We start from the raw sequence: 22,526 nt of genomic DNA, 5'->3' as shown, positions 1-22,526 counted from the left end.
GGCTTCTTGCGGGCCGATACCCCCAGGGGGTATACAGTGGGCAGCGAGCGGATACCTCCCTCGGGTATATTCGCCGTGAGGAGCGACGATGAACGGCAGCAGCGGCAGTACCGGCACGAGCGGCGTTCAGGACCGGGTCGAACTCGCCATCGGCGGGATGACCTGCGCGTCCTGCGCGGCACGGATCGAGAAGAAGCTCAACCGGCTGGAAGGGGTCACCGCCAGCGTCAACTACGCCACCGAGAAGGCCACGGTCAGCTACGGCGGCGAGGTGCGGGTGCCCGACCTCATCGCGGTGGTCGAGAAGACCGGCTACACCGCCGCCGTCCCCGCACCGCCCGCCCCCGAGCCGGCCCCGGCCCCCGGCGGCGCACCCGGTACGGCGGCCGGCGCGGGACCCGGAACGGCGCCCGGTACGCCGGACGACCTCGGCGTCCTGCGGCACCGGCTGCTCGTCACGGTGGCCCTCGCCGTCCCGGTGATCGTGCTCGCCATGGTCCCGGCCTGGCAGTTCGAGTACTGGCAGTGGCTCTCCCTCACCCTCGCCGCACCGGCCGTGATCTGGGGCGGCTGGTCCTTCCACCGGGCCGCGTTCGTCAACGCCCGGCACGGCGCCGCCACCATGGACACCCTGGTCTCGATCGGCACGCTGGCCGCCCTCGCCTGGTCGGTGTGGGCCCTGTTCTTCGGCATGGCCGGGCACCCCGGCATGACCCACCCCTTCGAGCTGACCATCCAGCGCGGGGACGCCGGCGGCGACATCTACCTGGAGGCGGCGGCCGGGGTGACCGCCTTCCTGCTCACCGGGCGCTACCTGGAGGCGCGCGCCAAGCGCAAGGCGGGCGCGGCGCTGCGGGCCCTGATGGAGCTCGGCGCCAAGGAGGTCACGGTGCTGCGGGACGGTATCCCCGTCCTGCTGCCGGTGGGACGGCTCGCGGTCGGTGACCGCTTCCTGGTGCGTCCCGGCGAGAAGATCGCCACGGACGGCGTGGTGGTCGAGGGGTCATCCGCCGTGGACGCCGCCATGCTGACCGGGGAGTCCGTCCCGGTCGAGGTCGCGGTCGGCGACACCGTCACCGGCGCCACCGTCAACGCCGGCGGCCGGCTGGTCGTCGAGGCCACCCGGGTCGGCGCCGACACCCAGCTGGCGCGGATGGCGAAGCTGGTCGAGGACGCGCAGAGCGGCAAGGCGGCGGCCCAGCGGCTCGCCGACCGGATCTCGGCGGTGTTCGTCCCGGCCGTGCTCGTGCTGTCCCTGGGCACGCTGGCCTTCTGGCTGCTGACCGGCGGCGGGGTGACGGCCGCGTTCACGGCGGCGGTGGCCGTCCTGATCATCGCCTGCCCGTGCGCGCTCGGCCTGGCCACCCCGACCGCCCTCATGGTGGGCACCGGGCGCGGCGCCCAGCTCGGCATCCTCATCAAGGGCCCGGAGGTCCTGGAGAACACCCGCAAGGCCGACACCATCGTGCTCGACAAGACCGGTACGGTCACCACCGGCCGGATGACGCTGCTGGCCGTGCGGGCCGCCGAGGGGACGGACGAGGCCGAGGTGCTGCGGCTGGCCGGGGCGCTGGAGGGCGCCTCCGAACACCCCATAGCGCAGGCGGTGGCGGCGGGCGCGGCCGAACGGCTCGGCACCACGGCGCTGCCCGTACCCGAGGACTTCGCGAACGTGCCCGGGCTCGGGGTGCAGGGCGTCGTCGACGGCCACGCCGTCCTGGTCGGGCGCGAGCGGCTGCTGGCCGAGTGGTCCATCGCCCTGCCCGGCGCGCTGGCCGAGGCCAGGGACGCGGCCGAGACCGCCGGGCGGACCGCGATCGTGGTCGCCTGGGACGGTACGGCGCGCGCGGTGCTGGAGGTCGCCGACGCGGTGAAGGACACCAGCGCCGAGGCGGTCGCGCGGCTGCGGGACCTCGGCCTCACCCCGATCCTGCTGACCGGCGACAACCGGACGGTCGCGCGGGCGGTCGCCGCCGAGGTCGGGATCGACGCCGAACACGTCATCGCCGAGGTGCTGCCCCAGGACAAGGTGGAGGTCGTCAAGCGGCTCCAGGCGGAGGGCCGGTCGGTCGCCATGGTCGGCGACGGCGTCAACGACGCCGCCGCGCTGGCCACCGCCGACCTGGGCCTGGCCATGGGCACCGGGACGGACGCGGCGATCGAGGCCGGCGACCTCACCCTGGTCCGCGGCGACCTGCGGGCGGCGGCCGACGCCATCCGGCTCTCGCGCAAGACGCTGTTCACCATCAGGACCAACCTGGGCTGGGCGTTCGGCTACAACGTCGCCGCGCTGCCGCTGGCGGCGGCCGGGCTGCTGAACCCGATGCTGGCCGGCGCCGCGATGGCCTTCTCGTCGGTGTCGGTGCTCGCCAACAGCCTGCGGCTGCGGGCGTTCCGGGCCCTGGACCGCTGAGGCAGCGGGCCGTGGACCTGTCATCCACCGGGGCGAACCGGCCGGGCACCACCGCCGGAGCATCCGCGCGCTCCCGGCAGGCCGAGGCGCGTTGCGCGGGGCGACTGCGCCGGTGGACCCTGGCCGGATGACACCGCCGACGGATCAGTACGACGAGATGGCCGCGGAGTACGCGGAGCACTCCGCGGCCGGCCTCGCCAACGCCCACTACGACCGGCCCGCCATCCTCGCCCTCGCCGGGGACCTGACGGGGCTGCGGGTCCTGGACGCGGGGTGCGCGGCCGGCCATCTGGCGCGGCTGCTCGCCGAGGGCGGCGCGGCCTCGGTCACCGGCATCGACATCAGCGCGGCGATGGTCGCCCTGGCCCGCGAGCGATGCCCCGCCGGAACCTTCCACCGGGCCGACCTGGCCGCGCCCCTCGACCTGTTCGAGGACGGTGCGTTCGACCTGGTCACGGCCTCGCTCGTGCTGCACTACCTGGCCGACTAGGCCGTGTCTTTCGGATCTTCGTGGATCAGGCCGCGTCGTCAGATGCGGTGCTTCGCAAGGCGGAGTATCTCGCTCGTACCGGGTCGTACTCGCGAGATGCGACAACGCAGCGAGGTGCCGTAGCTGGCGGCGCGGCCCCGCGAAGATCCGAAAGACACGGCCTAGGGCCCACCGCTCGCCGAACTGCGCCGTGTGCTGCGGCCGGGCGGCGCGCTGGTGATGTCGGTGCACCACCCCGGCGAGGACTGGCGCTGGTTCGGGCGGCCGGACTACTTCCGCACCGAGCAGATCGAGGACACCTGGACGGTGGCCGGCAAGCCGCGCACCGTACGGTTCTACCGCCGCCCGCTGAGCGCCTGCTTCAACGCGCTGCGCGACGCCGGCTTCACGGTGGACCGGCTGCTGGAGCCGCAACCGCAGCCGGCGGGCCGGGAGGTGGACCCCGAGGGGTACGCGTCGATGTCCACCGCCCCGCACTTCCTCCACTTCCGCGCGCTCACCCCGAAAGCTCCACCCAGCGGCGCGGCGGCCCGCTGACGGCCCGCCCCTCGCCGAGCCACAGCCCGGCGCGCGCACAGGCGAACGCCAGCCGGCGCGCGTAGTACGCGTCGTTCCCGCCGCTGTGCTGCCAGTGCCGGTAGAGCCACTGACCGGACGGCGACTCGGCGGTGGGGCCGTGCAGTTCGTCGTGGTGGACCGTGCCGTCCTCGGCCGTGCTGAGGTGGACGCCGCCCTTGGGGTTGAAGAAGAGCGCGCAGGCGCGGGTGCCGGCGGAGAGCGGGCCGAGCACCGCTTCGTCGGCCGGCCGGAACCCGAACGGCTGGATCAGCACGCAGCCGCCGTCGACGCCGGTGACACCGACGTGGCGCGGCGCGGCACCGGCGTCCGCCGGGTCGAAACCACCGGGACCGGTGCCGTACGGGCCGGGGTCACGCTCCGGGTCCAGCGGCGGAAAGCGGGCCGGGTCCGCGCCGAGGCGGGCGATCGCCTCCTCCTCGCCGACGCCGCGGACGAAGGCGACGCCGAGCCCGTCCCCGTGGATCCCCGTGAAGGCGGCGATCAGCCGGTCCGCCCGCTCCTGTGCGGCGCGTTCCTCGTCGGTGAGCGGGACGGCGCCGGGCAGGCCGGCCACCAGCGGGGCCAGCGGTGTGGTCAGTGCCAGCCGCCCCGGCGACCAGGGGCCGACCTCCGGACGCCACGCCTGCGCCCCGGCGGCCAGCAGCTCCGCGACACCCTCGGCGTCCCCGTCGGCCACGGCCTCCCACAGCGGGGTGTGGCCGGTCACCTCGTCCGGGGTGTCGATCCCGCTGGGCCGGGTGACGCGGGCCGGGGGCGGCAGCGGTGCGGGGACGTTCCGCGCCATGGCACTCCGGCCGGCCAGGACACCGGACGAGACGAGCAGACCGCTCATGCGCACGCCGCCCCGGCCCGCGCCGGGCCGCCGGGGCGGCTCCTCCCACGGCACGTCCGGCCACACCTCCACGGCCTCGCGGGCCGCCGCTCGCAGCGGGGCCGCGTCGAGCGTGGTGACCGTTTCGGGGACGGACTCGTCCGGCCAGGCCACGGCCAGCCGGAAGGTTCCCTCCGGCGGCAGCGCGGTCAGCTGGAGGTCCAGTTCCTCGTGGAACAGCGCGCCGCTGCCGCCGAGGTGCCGCAGCCGTAGCCGCCGCCCCTCGCCCGCGGCGGGCCACGGTTCGCCGTCCAGGGTGGTCACCCGGCGGCCGTCCGGCAGCAGCAGGCCCACCCGCAGCCCGCCGTCCGGGTGCACCGTGCCGTGCGGGCCCTGCCCGGGGCCGGGCGGGCGGGTGCGGACGCGGCGGCGGAAGAGCGCCAGATGCAGGGTGACGGCCCTGGGCCACACCGACCAGCCCCGGAGCAGGACGCGGGTGTACCGGCTCGCGCCCAGCTCCCGGACGTCCGGCAGGGCGGCCGGCAGATACCAGTCGGCCGGGGGTCCGTCCTGCCGCTCCTGCCCGCCCGTCGCGTCCGGTGGCGGGCCGAGATGGACGAACTCCGGGGGCGGGGGCGGCGCCGGTGGGGTGTCCAGTCCGTCGAAGAATCCCATGAGCGCAGTGAAGCAGCGGCCACTGACAGCGGAACTCGGCCCGGCACCGGGTTCGTTGACGCGGCGTACCGATCGTGCAATGCACCGAGGAGAGCACCATGGCCCTGTGGGACCGGATCAAGGATTCCGCCCAGAACATGCAGTCACAGCTGGTGGCGAAGAAGAACGACCTGAAGAGCGGGGCCTTCCGGGACGCCAGTATGGCCATGTGCGCCCTGGTGGCGGCGGCCGACGGGTCGGTGGATCCGGTGGAGCGGCAGCGGGTCGCGGCGCTGATCGGGACCAACGAGGTGCTGCAGAACTTCCCCGCGGACGATCTGCGGCAGCGGTTCAACCGTTACGTCGACCAGCTCACCACCGACTTCGAGTTCGGGCGGATCGGGGTGATGCAGGAGATCGCCAAGGTGAAGAAGAAGCCGGCCGAGGCGCGGGCCGTCATCCAGATCGGCATCGTGATCGGCGGCGCGGACGGGGACTTCGACGCCGACGAGCGGAAGGTTGTCCGCGATGTGTGCTTCGCCCTGGACATCCCCCCGGCGGAGTTTGATCTTTAAACTGAATTGATCAGCATTGAACGAACATGGCCGGGCTTGGTCAACTCCTTGCCCAGCCATGCCAGTTCCTTGACCAATGCTTGGAGAGTGCTTGGCCGCTGACCGGTAGTCATGGGCTTCATGCGTAAGAACACCGTGCGGAATCGCGCCAGTTGGGCCGTCGCCGCGAGCAGCCTGCTCCTTCTCACCGCGGCCTCCGGGGCCACCGCCGTCGCCTCCGCCGACACCGATGCAGAAACGTTTGGCCATGGCCACGGCCACCACCACCCCCACACCCCCTACCCCACGCAAGCGGAGATCCGGGCGCAGTTCGACACCTGGAACGACGCGCTCGCCACGCTCGACCCGGAGGCGGTCGCCGATCTGTACGCCCCTGACGGCGTGCTGCTGCCGACCCTGTCCAACCAGATCCGGTCGGACCGCGACGGCATAGTCGACTACTTCGAGCACTTCCTGGCGAAGTACCCGGTCGGCGAGATCAACGAGTCGTACGTCGACATCCTGAGCCCGACCTCCGCCGTCGACTCCGGCTCGTACACCTTCACCCTCACCGAGGACGGCGTCACCTCGACCGTCGACGCCCGCTACACCTTCGTCTACGAGAAGGACCAGGCCACCGGTGACTGGCTGATCGTCAGCCACCACTCCTCGGCCAACCCCGAGGGCTGAGCACCGGCACCACCCCCGGCACGGCGGAGCCCGGGAGGACCACCGTCCTCCCGGGCTCCGCCCGTTGCTCCCGGCCCTACTTCTGCGGCGCGGCCGGCTTGCGCACACTCAGGTGCAGCTCGCGCAGCCGGGCCTCGTCCACCTCGCTCGGCGCGCCCATCAGCAGGTCCTGGGCGTTGCCGTTGAGCGGGAAGGCGATGGTCTCGCGGATGTTCGGCTCGTCGGCCAGCAGCATCACGATGCGGTCCACGCCCGGGGCGATGCCGCCGTGCGGCGGGGCGCCGAAGGTGAACGCCCGCAGCATCCCGCCGAACTCGCGCTCCACGTCCTCGCGCGAGTAACCGGCGATGCCGAACGCCTCGTACATGACCTCGGGCTCGTGGTTCCGGATGGCGCCGGAGGACAGCTCCACGCCGTTGCACACGATGTCGTACTGCCAGGCGAGCACGTCCAGCGGGTCCTTGCCGCGCAGCGCCTCAAGACCGCCCTGCGGCATGGAGAACGGGTTGTGCGAGAACTCGATCTGCCCGGTGTCCTCGTTCCGCTCGAACATCGGGAAGTCGACGACCCAGCAGAACCGGAAGACGCCGTCCTCGAAGTGCCCGGCGCGGCGCGCGGCCTCCACCCGGACGGCGCCCATGATCTTGGAGACCTCGTCGAACTCGCCGGCGCCGAAGAACACGGCGGTGCCGGCCGTGGCGCTCAGCTTGGTCAGCAGGGCGTCGGTGTCGGCCTCGGTGAGGAACTTGGCGATCGGCCCGGTGAGGGTGCGGCCGTCCTCGCCGACCCGGACCCAGGCCAGGCCCTTGGCGCCCTGCGTGATGGCGTACTCACCGAGCTGGTCGAAGAACTTGCGCGGCTGCCCGGCGGTGTCCGGGACGGCGAGCGCGCGCACGTGCTTGTCGGCGAACGCCTTGAAGCCGGAGCCCGCGAAGATCTCCGAGACGTCCGTCAGCTCCAGCCGCGCGCGCAGGTCCGGCTTGTCGGAGCCGTACTTCAGCATCGCCTCGCGGTACGGGATGCGCGGGAACGGCGAGGTGACGTGCCGGCCGCCGCCGAACTCCTCGAAGACCTCGGTCATCACCTTCTCGATGACCTGGAACACGTCCTCCTGCTCGACGAAGCTCATCTCGACGTCGAGCTGATAGAACTCGCCGGGGGAGCGGTCGGCGCGGGCGTCCTCGTCGCGGAAGCAGGGCGCGATCTGGAAGTACCGGTCGAAGCCGGCGATCATCAGGAGCTGCTTGAACTGCTGCGGGGCCTGCGGCAGCGCGTAGAACTTGCCGGCGTGCAGTCGCGAGGGCACCAGGAAGTCGCGGGCGCCCTCGGGGGAGGTGGCGGAGAGGATCGGGGTCGCCAGCTCGGTGAAGTTCTGTGCGCTCATCTTCTGCCGCAGCGCGGAGATGACCTGGGAGCGCAGCATGATGTTGCGGTGCATCCGCTCCCGGCGCAGGTCCAGGAAGCGGTACTCCAGGCGGCGTTCCTCGTTGACGCCGTCCTCGGCGTTGATCGTGAACGGGATCTGGTCGGCGGCGCCGAGCACCTCGACCTCGCCGACCTCGACCTCGATCTCGCCGGTGGGCAGCTCGGGGTTGACGTTGTCCGCGCCGCGCGCCACGACCGTGCCGTCGACGCGGATCACCGTCTCCTTGGAGAGCGAGCTGAGCCGCTCGTTGACGTCCGTGCCGGGGCGGACGACCAGCTGCACGATGCCGTAGTGGTCGCGCAGGTCGATGAAGAGGATGCCGCCCAGATTGCGGCGATTGTGCAGCCATCCCGACAGCCGGACATCCTTGCCGATGTCCGCGGAGCGCAGCTCGCCGCAGAGGTGGGACCGGTACCTATGCATCGTTCATCCAAGTCGTCAACGCGTTCCGGAAAGGGACCACTCAGACTACCGTCCCCCCGGGGCCCGCTCGCCGCAAAGGGACGAAGCGGGCCATACGCGACTTACTTCGCGCGGGTCGCCGGGACGCGTCCGAGCCGGCCGGCCTGGAAGTCCTCGAAGGCCTGGGACAGCTCGGCGTGCGAGTTCATCACGAACGGCCCGTAGTGCGCCATCGGTTCGCGGATCGGCTCCCCGCCCAGCAGGATGACCTCCAGCGACGGGGTGTGGGAGTCCTGCCGCCCGTCCGCCCGGACGGTGATCGTCTCGCCGTCGGTGCTGAACACCACCGCCTGGCCCAGCTCGATGGGGCGGCGCTCCTCGCCGGCGCTGCCGCGGCCGGCGAGCACGTAGCCGAGGGCGTTGAAGTCCGGCCGCCAGGGCAGGGTCAGCTCGGCGCCCGCGGTGACGGTGGCGTGGATGAGGGTGATGGGGGTGTGGGTGATCCCGGGGCCGGAGTGGCCGTCGAGGTCGCCCGCGATGAGCCGGATCAGCGCGCCGCCGTCGGGGCTGGTGAGCAGCTTGACGTTGCCGCCGCCGATGTCCTGGTAGCGGGGGTTGGTCATCTTGCTGCGGGCGGGCAGGTTGACCCACAGCTGGATGCCGTGGAAGACGCCGCCGGAGACGACCAGTTCCTCCGGCGGGGCCTCGATGTGCAGCAGCCCGGAGCCGGCGGTCATCCACTGGGTGTCGCCGTCCTTGATGACGCCGCCGCCGCCCTCGGAGTCCTGGTGGACGAAGGTGCCGTCCAGCAGGTACGTCACGGTCTCGAAGCCGCGGTGCGGGTGCCAGGGGGTGCCCTTGGCCTCCCCGGCGGCGTACTCCACCTCGCCCATCTGGTCCATCATGATGAACGGATCGAGGTGGCGGTAGTTGATGCCCGCGAAGGCGCGGCGGACCGGGAAGCCCTCGCCCTCGAAGCCGGTGGGCGCGGTGACGACGGTGCGCACCCGGCGGGCGGGAGCCGGGGTGTCGCCGGTCGGCGCGGGGGCGGAGACCTTGGGCAGGGTGAGCGGGTTCTCGACGGTGATGGCGGGCATGACGTACCTCCTCGGCAACTGTCATCAGAATAGTTGAACGATGAACAGTCGTCGAGGGCGCGCCCCGGGCGCAGCTTCCGGCTCAGCCGTACATACGCCGCATGGTGTAATCGACCATTTCGTTCACGGCGGCGGCCTCCAGGACCAGCCGGTGCTCGCCCTCCATGTCCAGCGCGAACCCGTAGCCGGTGGGCAGCAGGTCCAGTACCTCACCCCCGGTGACCGTGAAGTAACGCGACTCCTTGCCGGCGTAGCGGCGCAGCTCGCGCAGCGAGGTGAACAGCGGGATCACCGGTTGCTGGGTGTTGTGCAGCGCCAGGAAGCCGGGCGTCTCGCCGCGCGGGCAGTAGATCTTGGCGGCGAGGAAGATGTCGTGGAACTCCTCCGAGGACAGCGCGCCCGAGGTGTACGCGCGCAGCGCGTCGGTGAACGACGGGGGCGCGGGGGCGGCGCCGCCGGACGCGGGCGCGGCGGACTGCTGGGGCTGGGGCTGCTCCGGGTAGAGCTGCTGCCCGCTGTAGGCATCGCCGTAGGGCTGCTGCTGCTGACCGGAGTACGGGGTCTGGTCGTAGCCGTACATGACGGAAAGCCTACTGAGTGAGGAGGGGCCGGTTTCCGCTTGCTTCTTATTACCGGTGGGTAGCATGATGGGAGTTACTACCCGGTACTGAAGCTGGAGTCGTCGCTATGGGTCACTACAAGTCGAATCTCCGCGATATCGAGTTCAACCTGTTCGAGGTCCTGGGCCGCGACTCGGTGTACGGCGCCGGGCCGTTCGCCGAGACCGACACCGACACCGCCCGCACCGTGCTGCGGGAGATCTCCCGCCTCGCGGAGAACGAACTGGCCGCCTCGTACGTGGAAGGCGACCGCAACCCGCCCGTCTTCGACCCGGCCACCCACACCGCCCCGCTGCCCGAGGCCTTCAAGAAGAGCTACGCCGCCTACATGGACGCCGAGTGGTGGCGGCTGGGCATCGGCGAGGAACTGGGCGGCACCGTCGCCCCGCGCTCGCTGCTGTGGGCCTACGCCGAGTTCATCCTGGGCGCCAACCCCGCCATCTGGATGTACGCCTCCGGGCCGGCCTTCGCCTCCATCCTCTACGACGAGGGCACCGAGGAGCAGCGGAAGATCGCCCAGCTGATGGTGGACAAGCAGTGGGCCTCCACCATGGTCCTCACCGAGCCGGACGCCGGCTCGGACGTCGGCGCCGGCCGCTCCAAGGCGGTGCGGCAGGAGGACGGCAGCTGGCACATCGAGGGCGTCAAGCGCTTCATCACCTCGGGCGAGCACGACCTGAGCGAGAACATCGTCCACTACGTCCTGGCCCGCCCCGAGGGCCACGCGGGCGGCACCAAGGGCCTGTCCCTCTTCATCGTCCCCAAGTACGACTTCGACTGGGAGACGGGCGAGCTGGGCGAGCGCAACGGCGTCTACGCCACCAACGTCGAGCACAAGATGGGCCTGAAGGTCTCCAACACCTGCGAGCTGACCTTCGGCGCGGACGGCCGTCCGGCCAAGGGCTGGCTGCTGGGCGAGAAGCACGACGGCATCCGCCAGATGTTCAAGATCATCGAGTTCGCGCGGATGATGGTCGGCACCAAGGCCATCGCCACCCTCTCCACCGGCTACCTCAACGCCCTGGAGTACGCCAAGGAGCGGGTGCAGGGCCCGGACCTCGCCCAGTTCACGGACAAGTCCGCGCCGCGCGTCACCATCACCCACCACCCGGACGTCCGCCGCTCGCTGCTGACCCAGAAGGCGTACGCCGAGGGCATGCGCGCCCTGGTGCTGTACACCGCCACGGTGCAGGACACCATCGAGCTCAAGCAGGCGGCCGGCGAGGACGCGGCGGCGGAGGAGGCGATCAACGACCTGCTGCTGCCGATCGTCAAGGGCTACGGCTCGGAGCGCTCCTACGAGCAGCTGGCCCAGTCGCTCCAGACCTTCGGCGGCTCCGGCTACCTCCAGGAGTACCCGCTGGAGCAGTACATCCGGGACGCCAAGATCGACACTCTGTACGAGGGCACCACGGCGATCCAGGGGCAGGACTTCTTCTTCCGGAAGATCGTCCGCAACCAGGGCGTGGCGCTGGGCACGGTGTCGGCCGAGATCAAGAAGTTCCTCGCGGACGCCCCGGGCGGCGAGGACCTGGCCGCCGCCCGCGACCGCCTGGCGACGGCGGCGGCCGACCTGGAGGTGATCGCCGGCATCATGCTCACCGACCTGGCGGGCACCGAGAAGGACGTGAAGTCCATCTACAAGGTGGGCCTGAACACCACCTCCTTCCTCCTGGCCACCGGCGACGTGGTCGTCGGCTACCTGCTCCTGCGCGGCGCGGCGGTGGCGGCGGAGAAACTCCCCGGCGCCTCGGCGAAGGACCGCCCCTTCTACACGGGCAAGATCGCCGCGGCGAAGCACTTCGCGACAACGGTCCTCCCGGCCGTCACGGCGGCCCGCACGGCGGCGGAGGCGACCGACCCCACGCTGATGGACCTGGACGAAGCGGCGTTCTGAGCACGGATGGCCGCAGGGCGCCCGGGCACCGGTCCATGCAACCGGCGCCCGGGCGCCGCGCGCAGACCAGGGTTCTACCGGGCTCCCGAGGCCGAGCGCGCGTAGTCAGTGGGCCGGGCTCCGGGGGCGAAGCAGAACACCTGACGACGGTAGGGAACTGCGAACGCGTGCCACACGTCCGAGGCGGTTCCGTCGTCTTCCGTGTGCACCGCAGCTTGTTCCCGTCCGCGTAGATCGCCTGGCATCCATGCGTCGGAGAACGTTCGCACGTCCAGGGTCAGACAGCCCGGCGTGACGGACGTGGTGAGCGAGAAAGGCTTCTCCTTCTGATGCAGGGACCGGCCGTCGTACCAGACTGCTTATTTCGGCATGTCGACGCGTAGGCCGAGGAGAGTTCAGGCGCCCCGAATATCGCTGCTGCCGGCGGCCCATCAGCCTGTGGGCATGCTTCTCGCCAGCTGGGTCTTCTTCTCGTCCCAGAAGGAGTTGTCTCCCGTATCTGCGATGGGCATGTCCCAGCCTGCCCTCTCTGTGATCACCAGCCCGATCGCGGTTACGCCTTCAAGGAGCGATCGCAAGGCCTGATTGTTGGACTTGTCATGTCTCAGGAGCAGGGCGTGGAGAAAGGCCGTGAACCGGTCGCCATGGATTTCGCATTCATCTTCGATGATGCCCTCTATTCCGGAGTCGAGGCCCATCTCCTTGGCCAGCATAATTGCTTGATCAACGAAGATCCGTGCAACGGAATTGGACGGGTTCCAGAGGTCTTTGCCCTGGCTCAGGAAATAGCAGCTCATTGGCTCCACTTTACTTTGACTTCGACTCCAGGATTCCGAGATCGCCACGCATCGACGGAACTCTCCACGGCTGCCATGAATTCGGGGGTTGCTCCCGCTTCCGTGAAATGAATTCCGATGGGTGAATTTTCGTATCCTTGAAGGTGTGAACGTGCTCGGACGTAGGAATCAAGCTTCTTGAGTACGTGTTTTTTGGTCCATTTGTCCGCGTCAAGGCGGGGATCTTGGCCTGTTGCGGTCTTTTCCTCCCACAGGGTCCCGTCCTCGATCCGATCGATGTCGGTGATGGTGTCGGACCAGTTGTTGGGATCGTCGACAACATAGTCGGTATCCCCCTCTCGCGGAGGGCGCTCCCGATTGGACATGCCGTTGGCCGGCTCTTCACCGTGCGGAAGCGTCGGCTCCGGACCATCGGTTCTGTCGGAGGCGTCCGGTGTCCGATCGGGTGTCTCGGCCTCGGAGCGGCCGGATTCCCCCAGCAAGTCACTGCCGTTGCCGGACGGATGCTCGGCAGGGCCGTCGCCGAAGCCGGTGCCGCCGCCTCCCGTGCCTCCTGTGGTGGGGGGCTCGGACGGGCGGGGGCCGGGGAATTCTCGGGCGGGGGTTTCCGTCGGGGGTGGGCCGGGGCGGTCGGGTGGGGGTGGGGAGTCCGGAGGGGTTGCGTTGGCCTGGGCGTTCAGGTCGGGTTTCTGGGCGGCGCCGATCAGGGCGGGTTCCTGGGTGGCGGATTCCAGGAGGGAGCGGTCGCGGGCGGAGATTTCGATCGGGATGTCGTCGGCGGTCTGGAGCGGGTGGCCGGTGGGGGACTCCAGGCGGCCGTCCGGGTGGAGGATCGTGCCGTCGTCCCACAGGATCGAGCCGTCCGGCCGGCCCACCGCGTGCTGTCCCGGGGCCAGGACCTCCGGGTTGAACGGGCCATTGGGCGGGATGACCGAGCCGTTGTCCAGGCGGAAGCTGCCGTCGGGCAGTTCGAAGGCGCGCGCCGTGGTCAGGTGTGCCAGCTGGCTGCTGATCTCGCTGAAGCGGGTCAGGGTGGTCAGACCGCTGGTGAGGTACGTCATCGGGTCGATGGCCGTGCCCACCCGGGCCGCCGTGGCGGTGATCCGGGTGGCCGTGCTCGCTCCGCTCGCGGCTGCGCGGACGCCGGCGCCGGCGCCGAAGGTGGCCACCGTGGTGAGGACGTTGAAGGTGGTGAGGCCGGCCGCGCGGGCCGGGTCCTCGCTCCAGGTGTCCCAGGCGACCAGGCCCTTGGCGGTCTCCAGGGTGACGTCCAGGCTGTCGTCCATCCAGTCCTTGACGGCGCCGTCCGGCATGAGGCCGTAGGCCAGCGCGTTCAGCGGGCTGGTGACGATGGCCAGGCCCGTCGCGAGCTGGCCCAGGCCCTTCCAGGACTCCTTGAACACCTCCCAGCCCTGGAAGCCGAGCAGTCCGCCGAGGCCGGTGATCGTCCCCCAGATGCCGTCGACGATGATGCCGTCCCAGACGAAGCTCTTGATGTGCTGGTCGAAGCGGTACCAGTGGTACTCGCGTTCCACTGCGCGGCCCCACGGGGTCTCGCCCGCCTGTGCCATCTCCTCCTCGCTGACGCCGTACATGCGGGCGCCGCCGGAGCCGTCGTCGGTGGTCCACTGCGGGCCGCCCCACAGGGCGTTGATCCGGTTGGCGCAGGAGCGTTCGGCGGCCCAGAACCGGGCGACGGTGGTGGAGACCTCCGTGAGCAGTTCGTTGTTGCGGTCGACCTTCGACTCGCTCTTCTTCCAGTCGTCGTCGTCCCGGATGGAGGCGACGAACTCCTCGGCTTCGTGTTTGAGGCGGCGGAGGCGGCCGACGAGGGGGGTGATCTCCTGGTGGTAGTCCCACAGGGCGGAGCGGACGGTGGTGAGGTCGTCGGCGAAGTCGGCGGCGCGGTCGCGGGCGGGTGCGGTGGTGGCGAAGAGCTGTTCGGCCTCGGGGGCGGTGTAGAAGGAGGACAGGCCCTGGAACTCGTCGTGGACGTCCGAGCCGATGGTGCGTACGCGGGTGGCGGCGGCGTCGAAGCCCATGCAGTCCGCCGCCAGCATGGCGAGATTCCCGGTGAACTCCGGGATACCGGCGGGATCGACCCGCTCCACGTCCCCCGTCTCGGGGACACACATCTCCTCGGCCATCGCTACCTCGGCCCTTCCGGACGCTGGTCCGGCGGACGCAGGTCCAGCTCGGGGGCGCGCAGCGCCAGGCGCTGGGTGTCGGCGGCCATCTCCGCGTCGCCCTCCAGGTAGGCGATGGCCGCGTCGCGCGCGCCCTCCAGCGACTTGCCGATGCGGGCGCCGATGAACAGCACGTCGCGCTGCGTGTGTTCGACGAACTCGGCCAGCGCCTGCCCGACCAGCCCCACCGCGCCTTCCGCCGGCACCGGGCCGCCGAAGTTCAGCGTGCCCGCCGACACCGCCGCGCTCTGCACGGTCTCCAGATAGTGCGCTCCCCACCCCTCCAGGTCAGCGGCCCGTTCGCCGGCCGTCTCCAGGACGCCCTCCACGCCCTCCGGGTCGATGTCCCACCCCGTCATACCCGATTCCCCTCCGCGATCCGGGTCAGCCGATGCCGTCCACCGCGCCCTGGGCGCGGCGCAGTGTGCTCTGCGCGGTGCCGTCGTTGTTCTCCAGCGTGGTCTTCAGCAAGCCGATGATGGTGCGGACCTCACTGGCCGCGGTGTGCCAGCGCTGCTCCGCCCCCTGGTACTGCTCCGAGACGCCGTCGGCCTGGAAGTCGGACATGGCGTTCTTCACATGGCCGTCGCGGGCGGTGATCACCTGCTCCAGCTGCTGGATCACCCCGTGGATGCTGGTCTGGACCTCGCCCGAGGCACCGGTGTCGTAGCCGAGCCTGCCGTTGTCGCTCATGAGTCCTCCCCTCAGCGGCCCGAGAAGCGGGCGCCGTCGAAGTTGGCCGCCGACATCGCCTGCCGGGCGTTGTCGGTCGCCTCCTGGTCACCGGCGCGGAACGCCGCGTCCATCCCGGCCTGACCGCCGAGGATGGAGCTGAGCGCCCCGTTCAACTCGGCGGAGATCTCGGTGGAACGGTTCTTGAACGCGTCGAACGCGGCCTTGCCCGCTCCGCTGAACTTGCCCTCCAGCGGCTCGGCAGCCGTGATCAGTTGCTGGATGAGCGTGCCCAGATCCGTGCTGGCGCCCTCGGACTGCTGACGCAGTGTGGACAGCACCTGGTCGCCCATGTCGAATTTCATGCCCATGGTCCGGTTCCCCTCCCCTGGTTCCGCACACGGTGATTGACGCCCTGTCGGGTGAAATGGTTCCCCGCGATGTCACGCTGTGATCATGGCGAGTGTCCGTACGGGGTCGTAGGGTGGACAGCGTAACGGGAGGGGGGATGGTGTGGCCCGGGATTACGACAGTCAGTTGCTGGAGTCGGTCTCCGTACGCCGACGCCGGTTGCGGGACGCCCTGTTGTTCGGGGCGCAGCGGATCCGGATGAGCCTGGACGAGAATCTGGGCAAGATCCTCGGGGGGCTGGTGCTGGGGGCCGTGCTGTGCGCCGGCTCGGTGGGGTGGTCGTTTCTTTCCAGCCGGATGGAGTCGGGCGCGTGGTGAGCCGCGTGACGCTGGTGGGGGACCGGCGGCGGATCGACCTGGTGCTGCCGGCCGAGGACCCGATCGGGGAGTTGCTGCCCGAGGTGCTGCGGATGCTGGGTGAGCGGCCGGGCCGTACGCCCGCGCTGCGGCGGCTGGTCACCCCGGACGGGTCCGTGCTCGCCCAGGACGACACCCTCGCCTCGGCGGGGGTGCCGGACGGGGCGGTGCTGCGGCTGGTGCGGGAGCAGGAGACCCCGGCCGCCCCGGTGGTGCACGACGTGACCGACGAGGTGGCCGAGGACCTGGAGCTGCGGCGCGGGAGATGGGACGCCTCGGTGCGGGCGCTCAGCGCGGGCGGCTTCGCCCTCGCGCTGGTCCTCACCGCCGTCGCGCTGGCGACCCTCTGGTACGGGGCCGACCGGGTCGGCGGGTGGGTCGTGCTCGCCGCCGTCGTGGCGGCGGCCGGAAGCGGTCCCGCGATCTGGTTCCGGGCGCGCGAGCTGGGGACGGCACTGATCCTGCTGGGCGGGACGCTCGGCATCTACGGGGCGCTGGTCACGACCTGGTCGGAGGGGAACGCGCTGCGGCTCGCCGCCGTTGGGGCGGCGGTCGTGGTGTCGCTCGCCCTGCTCGGCGCGCTGACACCGCTGGGACGCGGCGGTCTGGTGGGCGCCGGCGCGGTCGCGCTGCTGATCGGCGTGTGGGAGCTGGGCGCCGCGCTGGCCGGCGGGGCGCGGACCGGGGTGCTGCTGGGGGTGATCTCCGTGCTGGCGCTGGGTTTTCTGCCGCGGTTCGCGATGATGGCCGCCGGGCTGACGCGGCTGGACGACCAGCGGTCGGGCGGCGTCTCGGTGAGCCGGTACCGGGTGGACACCGCGCTCTCCGCCACCCATCGCGGGCTCGCGCTGGCCACCGTCGCCACCGCGGCGTCGGCCGCCGCCGGCGGCTGGCTGGCCGTCGGCGAGGTCACCGGCTGGACGGTCGCGGTCACCGCGCTGCTCGGTCTCGTGCTGCTTTCCCGGGCCCGGGCGTTCCCGCTGGCCGTCGAGGTGATCGCGCTGCTCGCCGCCGGTGCGGTGCTGGTGGTGCGGCTGATCGTGCTGTGGGCGCAGACCCCCGGCCAGTCGGCGGCGTGGCCGCTGGTCGTGCTCGGCGCCCTCGCCGTGGCGCCGCTGGCGCTGCTGGTCGCCCGGCCGCCCGATCACATACGGGTGCGGCTGCGGCGGCTGACGAACGGCGTCGAGTCGGTCGCGGTGGTGGCTCTGGTACCGGTGGCGCTGGGGGCGTTCGGTGTGTACGGCCGGTTGCTCGGCACGTTCTGAGACAGGGAAGGGGAGGCGGTGATGTCCGCACCGGGAGCGGGGGATTGGCAGCGTGATGTCTTTCGGGAACTGGGCGGGGTGGTGGCCGGCACGGAGCAGTCCGCGTCCCCGCCCCCGGCCGCCGCGCAGCCGGCACCGGCACCGGCCGCCGCGCAGCCGGCTCCGGCCGCGCCGCCCCTGCCGCCGCCCGCGCCCGTCTCCGTACCCGTGGTGATGCCCGAGGTACGGCGCACCGGGCAGCGCGCCCGGCACGGGGACCCGCCGGCCCGGCGGGTGGTCCGGGCGCTGCGCAAGGGGCTGTCCGCCACCGCCAAGGACACCGAGACGGCCGTCCGGCTGGCCAGGGCCGTCCAGCAACCCATCACCACCGGACGGCAGATCGCGGTCACCAGCATCCGCGGCGGCGCCGGCAAGTCCACCGTGGCCGCGCTGCTGTCGCTGACCTTCGCGCACTACCGCGCCGACCCGGTGCTGGCCATCGAGGCCGACCCGTCGCTGGGCACCCTGCCCCGGCTGTTCGGGGCCGGCGAGGTCCGCTGGACCTTCGCGGACCTGGCCCGCATCCTCGACCCCTCGATGCGGGTCACCGACGTGACGGGCTATCTGCTGCCGTTCACCGGTGGCGGCTGGCTGCTGCCCGGCAGCCAGGGCGCGGTCGGCGCCCAGCTGGACCTCGACGCCTACCGGATCGTGATGACCTCGCTGCGCCGCTGGTTCGGCACCACCGTCGTCGACTGCGAGACGCTGCCGGCCGAGGTGGCCCGTACCGCGATGACCACCACCCAGGCGCGGGTGCTGGTCGCCCCGGCCACCGCCGCCGGTGTGGCCACCACCAGGACCGTCCTGGACTGGATCGGCGGGCTGCACCGCAGCATGCTGCCCACCACCGTGGTGGCGCTCGCGTACACCTCCCCCGGCATGGGCGTGGACCCGCGCAAGGCCGCCGAGTACCTGGGCGTGGGCGGCGCCGCCGTGCTGCCGCTGCCGTACGACCGGGCGCTCGCGGAGGGCGGGGAGATCCGCACCGCGCTGCTCGCGCAGGGCACCCGGGAGGCGGCGCTGGCGCTGGCCGCCGAGGTCATGGACCGTGCCATGTCCCGGGGACGGGGCGGGGCGCGCGGTGGCGGCACGGCCGCCGGGGCCAGACCATGAGCACCCGGCAGGTGCACCGGCCCGCGCGCACCACGCGCCCGCTGCCCGAGCCCGCCGAGCGGGTGATCGAGGCGCCGCCCAACCTGCCGGAGGGCAGGACGGGTTCGGCCCTCACCTCGCTGCTGCCGCTGGCCGGGATGGTCGGCTCGATGGCGATGATGACCATCGTCCGCAGTAGCCAGTTCGCCGTGATCGGCGCCGTTGTCCTGGTGATCGCGCTGATCGGCGGCCTCGGGCTGCTGTTCTCCCAGCGCGGGCGCGCCCAGCGCACCCGGCGCACCCAGCGCGAACGCTATCTGGAGTATCTGGAGGAACTGCGCGAGGAGCTGAGCGCCGAGGACCGCGAACGCCGGGTCGCCGCACGGGTGCTGTTCCCCGCCCCCGAGGCGCTGTACGACGTGGTGGCCGATCCCGCCCGGCTGTGGGAACGGCGCCGCGCCGACCGCGACTTCCTGCGGATACGGCTGGGCACCGGGCAGGTGCCGGTGCGGTCGCTGCGCCTGGAGACCAAGGGCGGCTCGGTGCTCACCCCACCGGACCGGTTCATGCTCAACGAGGCGGCGGGGCTGCGCGGACGCTTCAGCACCGCCCCGGAGATGCCGCTGACCGTGCCGCTGGACCGGGCCGGCCACGTCAGCGTCATCGGCGAACGCGCCGACGTCCTGGCCGTGGTGCGCACCCTGGTCGCGCAGACCGCCGTCGGGCACGCCCCGGACGACGTGGCGCTGGCGCTGGCCGCGCCCCGCGAGCGGCTGGCCGACTGGGCGTGGCTGAAGTGGCTGCCGCACACCCTGGACGACGGGACGCACGACGGGCCGGTGCCGGCCCGGCGGATCGCTCCCGGGCTGCCGGAGCTGGCCCGGGCGCTGGGCGCCGAACTGCGGCAGCGCGCCACGTACGCCGCCGAGGTGCGGCGCGGTCTGGCCGGGCGGGAGGCGCTGCGGCAGACCAAGCGCATGGTGGTGGTGAGCGACGGGTACGGCGGTACGGCCGGGGAGCTGGCCCGGCCGGACGACGCCGTGTCGCTGGCCGACATGGGCGTCACCGTGCTGTACCCGCTGGCCGAACGCACCGACGAGCCGGGCCAGGTGTCGGTACGGATCACCGTGTCCCGGGACGGCGGCGCGGAGGCGACCGTCACCGTCGAAGACCTGCGCGGCGAGGAACCCCTCACCCTCACCGGCACGCTGAACGAGGTGACCGCCGCCGGGGCGGCCGGGCTGGCCAGAATGCTGGCGCCGCTGCGACTCACCCCCGAGTCGGCCGCGTCCGGCGCCCCGCTGTCGGGGCCGGTGGACTTCGGCGAACAGCTCGGCGTCGAGGACCCGGGCGCGCTCGACCTGGACCGGCTGTGGGCGTCGCGCCGCGGCGACCAGGCGTTCCTGCGGGTGCCGATCGGCCTCGGCGACAACCGCGAGCCGGTGCTGCTCGACCTCAAGGAATCGGCCGAACTGGGCATGGGCCCGCACGGGTTGTGCGTGGGCGCCACCGGCTCCGGCAAGAGCGAACTGCTGCGCACCCTGGTGCTGGCCCTGGTCGCCACCCATCCGCCCGAGGACCTGGCGATGGTGCTGGTCGACTACAAGGGCGGCGCCACCTTCGCGCCCTTCGCCTCGCTGCCGCACGTCGCGGGTGTCATCACCAACCTGGAGAACAAGGCCGGGCTGGTCGAGCGCGTCCACGCCAGCCTCGCCGGCGAGGTCCAGCGGCGCCAGCAGGTCCTCAAGGAGGCGGGCGAGCTGCCGGACATCGCCACCTACGCCGCCGCCCGCGCCCGGCGCCCCGGTCTTGCGCCGCTGCCGCACCTGTTCGTCGTCATCGACGAGTTCGGCGAACTGCTCACCGCCAAGCCGGACTTCATCGACCTGTTCCTGTCCATCGGCCGCATCGGCCGGTCCATCGGCGTGCATCTGCTGCTCTCCAGCCAGCGCATCGAGGGCGGCAAGCTCAAGGGCCTGGACACCTACCTGTCGTACCGGCTCGGCCTGCGCACCTTCTCGGCCGAGGAGTCGCGCACCGTTCTCGACACCCCGGACGCCTTCCACCTGCCGCCCATCCCCGGGTTCGGCTATCTGAAGGTCGACACCAGCGCGTACGACCGGTTCAAGGCCGGTTATGTCTCCGGGCCCTACCAGGGGCCGGTCCGGCTGGAGAAGTCCGGGGCCGACGAGGGGCCGAAGGCGCTGCCGTACCCCGCGTACAACACCCTCGCGGAGAGCGGGGCGGAGCCCGGCGGCGAGCCGGCGGAGCCGGCCGGGCCTGCCGCCGCCCGGCGCACCGTCGGCCCCACCCTGCTGTCCACCGTCGTGGACCAGCTGCGGGAGGCCGCCCCGCCGGTGGCGCAGATCTGGCTGCCGCCGCTGCCCGCCGCCCTCCCGCTGGACGCGGTCGCCGGGCCGCTGGAGGCGGCAGGACCGGCCACCGGGCTGCGGTTCTCCCGCGCCCCGGCGGGCGGCCCGCTGCGCATCCCGCTGGGGCTGCTGGACGACCCGGGCAAGCAGTGGCAGGGCCAGTGGGTCCTCGACCTCACCCGGGCCGGCGGCCACGCGGCCGTCATCGGCGGGCCGCAGTCCGGCAAGACGACGCTGCTGCGCACCCTGATGCTCTCCCTCGCCCTCGGCCACACCCCGCACGAGGCCGCCGTCTACGGCCTGGACCTGGTCGGCGGCGGCCTGGCGGCGATGGCCGGGCTGCCGCACACCGGCGGGGTGGCCGGCCGCGCCGACCGGGAGCGCGCCGCGCGCACCGTGGAGGAGATCCGGGCGATGCTGACGGCCCGCGAGGAGCTGTTCCGCGAGCACGGCATCGACTCGGTCGACCATCTGCGCCGGCTGCGCGCCGCCGGCCGGTTCCCCGAACTGGGCTCCACCGACATCGTGCTCGTCATCGACGGCTTCGGCGAACTGCGTGAGGAGTTCGCCGAGCTGGAGGACACCATCGGCGAACTGCTGCGGCGCGGCGGCGGATACGGCATCCATGTGGTGGCCGCCATGCTCCGCTGGAACGACGCCCGGCTGGCCGTCCAGTCCGCGTTCGGCACCCGGGTGGAGCTGCGGCTGAACGACCCGGGCGACTCCGGCATCGACCGCCGCCTGGCCCAGACCCTGTCCCCGGACGAGCCGGGCCGGGTGCTGACCGACGGGAAGCTGTTCGCGCACACCGCGCTGCCCCGCATCGACGCCCGGGCGGACGACGCCGACCTGGGCGCCGCGCTCGAACGCGCGGTGAGCGCCGTCCGGGCCGCCTGGTCCGGGCCGGGCGCCCCGCCGGTGCGGGTGCTGCCCACCCGGCTGCCCGCCCGCCGGCTGCCGGGGCCGTCCGCCGAGCCGCACCGGGTGCCCATCGGCCTGGACCAGAACGCGCTGCAGCCCCTGCTGCTCGATCTGTTCGACCGGGATCAGCATCTGCTCGTCCTGGGCGACAGCGAGTGCGGCAAGACCAATCTGCTGAAGCTGATCGCGGACGGCCTGGTGGAGCGGTACGGGGACGAGGAGCTGGTGTTCGCGGTGCTCGACCCGCGGCGCGGGCTGCACAGCGCCGTGCCCGAGCCGTACCGGGGCGGCTACGCGCACAACGCGCGGCTTGCGGCGGCGCTCTCCGCCGGCATCGCCGGTGAGCTGGACAAGCGGATGCCGGACGACACGGTCTCGCCCGAAGTGCTGGCGGCCGGCGGGGCGGCACCGGGCGGCCCGCGCATCGTGGTGCTGATCGACGACTACGACATCCTCACCACCGCACGGCAGCAGCCGCTCGACCCGTTCGTCCCCTACCTCTCCTCGGCGCAGGACATCGGGCTGCACTTCGTGGTCACCCGGCGGGTCGCCGGGGCGTCCCGGGCGATGTACGAGCCGTTCCTGATGACGCTGCGGGAGAGCGGCACCTCGGCGCTGGTGATGACCGGGGACCGCTCCGAGGGCCAGCTGTTCCCGGGCCTGTACGCCAGGGCCCAGCCGCCGGGGCGCGGCACGTTCGTACGCCGTGGGGAGCCGCACCGCCTCGTCCAGACCGCGCTGGCGCGCGGCACGGACCAGCGGTGACGGCCGGAGAGGGGGA

19 protein-coding genes are annotated in these 22,526 nt (G+C 72.1%); 10 read left to right on the top strand and 9 right to left on the bottom strand.

Annotated elements, in window-relative coordinates; genetic code table 11:
• The first annotated feature begins 88 nt into the window (after window positions 1-88).
• The 3 genes from BM385_RS12595 (at window position 89) to BM385_RS12585 (ending at window position 3,440) form a co-directional block, all read left to right on the top strand.
• Complete coding sequence (locus tag BM385_RS12595; RefSeq protein ID WP_093843101.1) at window positions 89-2,413, top strand: heavy metal translocating P-type ATPase; 2,325 nt, start codon at window positions 89-91, stop codon at window positions 2,411-2,413.
• A 127-nt stretch (window positions 2,414-2,540) separates the two neighbouring features.
• Window positions 2,541-2,903 carry a class I SAM-dependent methyltransferase gene (locus tag BM385_RS12590; protein ID WP_093843100.1) on the top strand — a complete coding sequence of 121 codons (363 nt, stop codon included), beginning with the start codon at window positions 2,541-2,543 and terminating at the stop codon, window positions 2,901-2,903.
• A 192-nt stretch (window positions 2,904-3,095) separates the two neighbouring features.
• Window positions 3,096-3,440, top strand: coding sequence for a hypothetical protein (locus BM385_RS12585; protein ID WP_093843099.1), 345 nt, complete (start codon window positions 3,096-3,098; stop codon window positions 3,438-3,440).
• Here the strand turns inward: BM385_RS12585 and BM385_RS12580 are convergent.
• A complete protein-coding gene (locus BM385_RS12580; RefSeq protein WP_093843098.1) occupies window positions 3,400-4,968 on the bottom strand; it encodes a DUF6461 domain-containing protein in 1,569 nt (522 codons plus the stop codon). The two genes, BM385_RS12585 and BM385_RS12580, sit on opposite strands and share 41 nt — an antisense overlap.
• A gap of 98 nt (window positions 4,969-5,066) precedes the next feature.
• On the opposite strand from BM385_RS12580, the gene BM385_RS12575 reads away from it, so the two are divergent.
• Both BM385_RS12575 and BM385_RS12570 read left to right on the top strand, forming a co-directional pair.
• A complete protein-coding gene (locus BM385_RS12575; protein WP_019432119.1) occupies window positions 5,067-5,522 on the top strand; it encodes a tellurite resistance TerB family protein in 456 nt (151 codons plus the stop codon).
• A gap of 120 nt (window positions 5,523-5,642) precedes the next feature.
• Window positions 5,643-6,191, top strand: a complete 549-nt coding sequence (locus BM385_RS12570; protein ID WP_093843329.1) for an SgcJ/EcaC family oxidoreductase — start codon at window positions 5,643-5,645, stop codon at window positions 6,189-6,191.
• Between the two features lie 76 nt (window positions 6,192-6,267).
• Here BM385_RS12570 and aspS read toward each other — a convergent pair whose 3' ends face one another.
• From aspS to BM385_RS12555, 3 genes are all read right to left on the bottom strand, one after another.
• A complete protein-coding gene (gene aspS, locus BM385_RS12565) occupies window positions 6,268-8,040 on the bottom strand; it encodes an aspartate--tRNA ligase (protein ID WP_019432117.1) in 1,773 nt (590 codons plus the stop codon).
• 101 nt (window positions 8,041-8,141) lie between these two features.
• Entirely contained in the window at window positions 8,142-9,116 is a 975-nt protein-coding gene (locus tag BM385_RS12560; protein WP_019432116.1) for a pirin family protein, read from the bottom strand.
• An 82-nt stretch (window positions 9,117-9,198) separates the two neighbouring features.
• Entirely contained in the window at window positions 9,199-9,696 is a 498-nt protein-coding gene (locus BM385_RS12555; RefSeq protein WP_019432115.1) for an SseB family protein, read from the bottom strand.
• Window positions 9,697-9,803: 107 nt separating this feature from the next.
• Between BM385_RS12555 and BM385_RS12550 the strand changes: the two genes are divergently transcribed.
• The gene (locus BM385_RS12550; RefSeq protein ID WP_019432114.1) at window positions 9,804-11,633 is read left to right on the top strand and encodes an acyl-CoA dehydrogenase; all 1,830 of its coding nucleotides are present in this window, start codon (window positions 9,804-9,806) and stop codon (window positions 11,631-11,633) included.
• 431 nt (window positions 11,634-12,064) lie between these two features.
• Here BM385_RS12550 and BM385_RS12545 read toward each other — a convergent pair whose 3' ends face one another.
• Genes BM385_RS12545 through BM385_RS12525 form a run of 5 tightly spaced genes read right to left on the bottom strand, consistent with a single transcriptional unit; the run spans window position 12,065 to window position 15,653 of the window.
• Window positions 12,065-12,430 (bottom strand): DUF6086 family protein, encoded by a 366-nt coding sequence (locus tag BM385_RS12545; RefSeq protein WP_093843097.1) that lies wholly within the window; start codon window positions 12,428-12,430, stop codon window positions 12,065-12,067.
• Window positions 12,427-14,577 (bottom strand): hypothetical protein, encoded by a 2,151-nt coding sequence (locus BM385_RS12540; RefSeq protein ID WP_093843096.1) that lies wholly within the window; start codon window positions 14,575-14,577, stop codon window positions 12,427-12,429. The genes BM385_RS12545 and BM385_RS12540 overlap by 4 nt, the downstream gene beginning before the upstream one ends.
• A 2-nt stretch (window positions 14,578-14,579) precedes the next feature.
• Window positions 14,580-14,975 (bottom strand): DUF6507 family protein, encoded by a 396-nt coding sequence (locus BM385_RS12535; protein WP_093843095.1) that lies wholly within the window; start codon window positions 14,973-14,975, stop codon window positions 14,580-14,582.
• A gap of 25 nt (window positions 14,976-15,000) precedes the next feature.
• Window positions 15,001-15,309, bottom strand: a complete 309-nt coding sequence (locus tag BM385_RS12530; RefSeq protein WP_019432110.1) for a pore-forming ESAT-6 family protein — start codon at window positions 15,307-15,309, stop codon at window positions 15,001-15,003.
• 11 nt (window positions 15,310-15,320) lie between these two features.
• A complete protein-coding gene (locus BM385_RS12525) occupies window positions 15,321-15,653 on the bottom strand; it encodes a hypothetical protein (protein ID WP_026047143.1) in 333 nt (110 codons plus the stop codon).
• Window positions 15,654-15,801: 148 nt separating this feature from the next.
• Here BM385_RS12525 and BM385_RS12520 point away from each other — a divergent pair, with 148 nt between their 5' ends.
• The 4 genes from BM385_RS12520 to eccCa are packed head-to-tail and all read left to right on the top strand — an operon-like array spanning window position 15,802 to window position 22,510.
• Window positions 15,802-16,017, top strand: coding sequence for a hypothetical protein (locus BM385_RS12520; RefSeq protein ID WP_019432108.1), 216 nt, complete (start codon window positions 15,802-15,804; stop codon window positions 16,015-16,017).
• Window positions 16,014-17,321: a type VII secretion integral membrane protein EccD gene (eccD, locus tag BM385_RS12515; protein ID WP_380979697.1), complete on the top strand. Its 1,308-nt coding sequence runs from the start codon at window positions 16,014-16,016 to the stop codon at window positions 17,319-17,321. The genes BM385_RS12520 and eccD overlap by 4 nt, the downstream gene beginning before the upstream one ends.
• Window positions 17,322-17,342: 21 nt before the next feature.
• Window positions 17,343-18,473 carry a CpaE/TadZ family protein gene (locus BM385_RS12510; RefSeq protein ID WP_078575797.1) on the top strand — a complete coding sequence of 377 codons (1,131 nt, stop codon included), beginning with the start codon at window positions 17,343-17,345 and terminating at the stop codon, window positions 18,471-18,473.
• Window positions 18,470-22,510, top strand: coding sequence for a type VII secretion protein EccCa (gene eccCa / locus BM385_RS12505; protein ID WP_093843093.1), 4,041 nt, complete (start codon window positions 18,470-18,472; stop codon window positions 22,508-22,510). The genes BM385_RS12510 and eccCa overlap by 4 nt, the downstream gene beginning before the upstream one ends.
• Window positions 22,511-22,526: the final 16 nt, after the last annotated feature.

Source organism: Streptomyces harbinensis (assembly GCF_900116145.1).
Taxonomy (GTDB): Bacteria; Actinomycetota; Actinomycetes; order Streptomycetales; family Streptomycetaceae; genus Streptomyces; species Streptomyces carpaticus.
The sequence above is the reverse complement of the archived record's forward strand: the minus strand, read 5'-3'. Positions and strand labels throughout refer to the sequence as shown.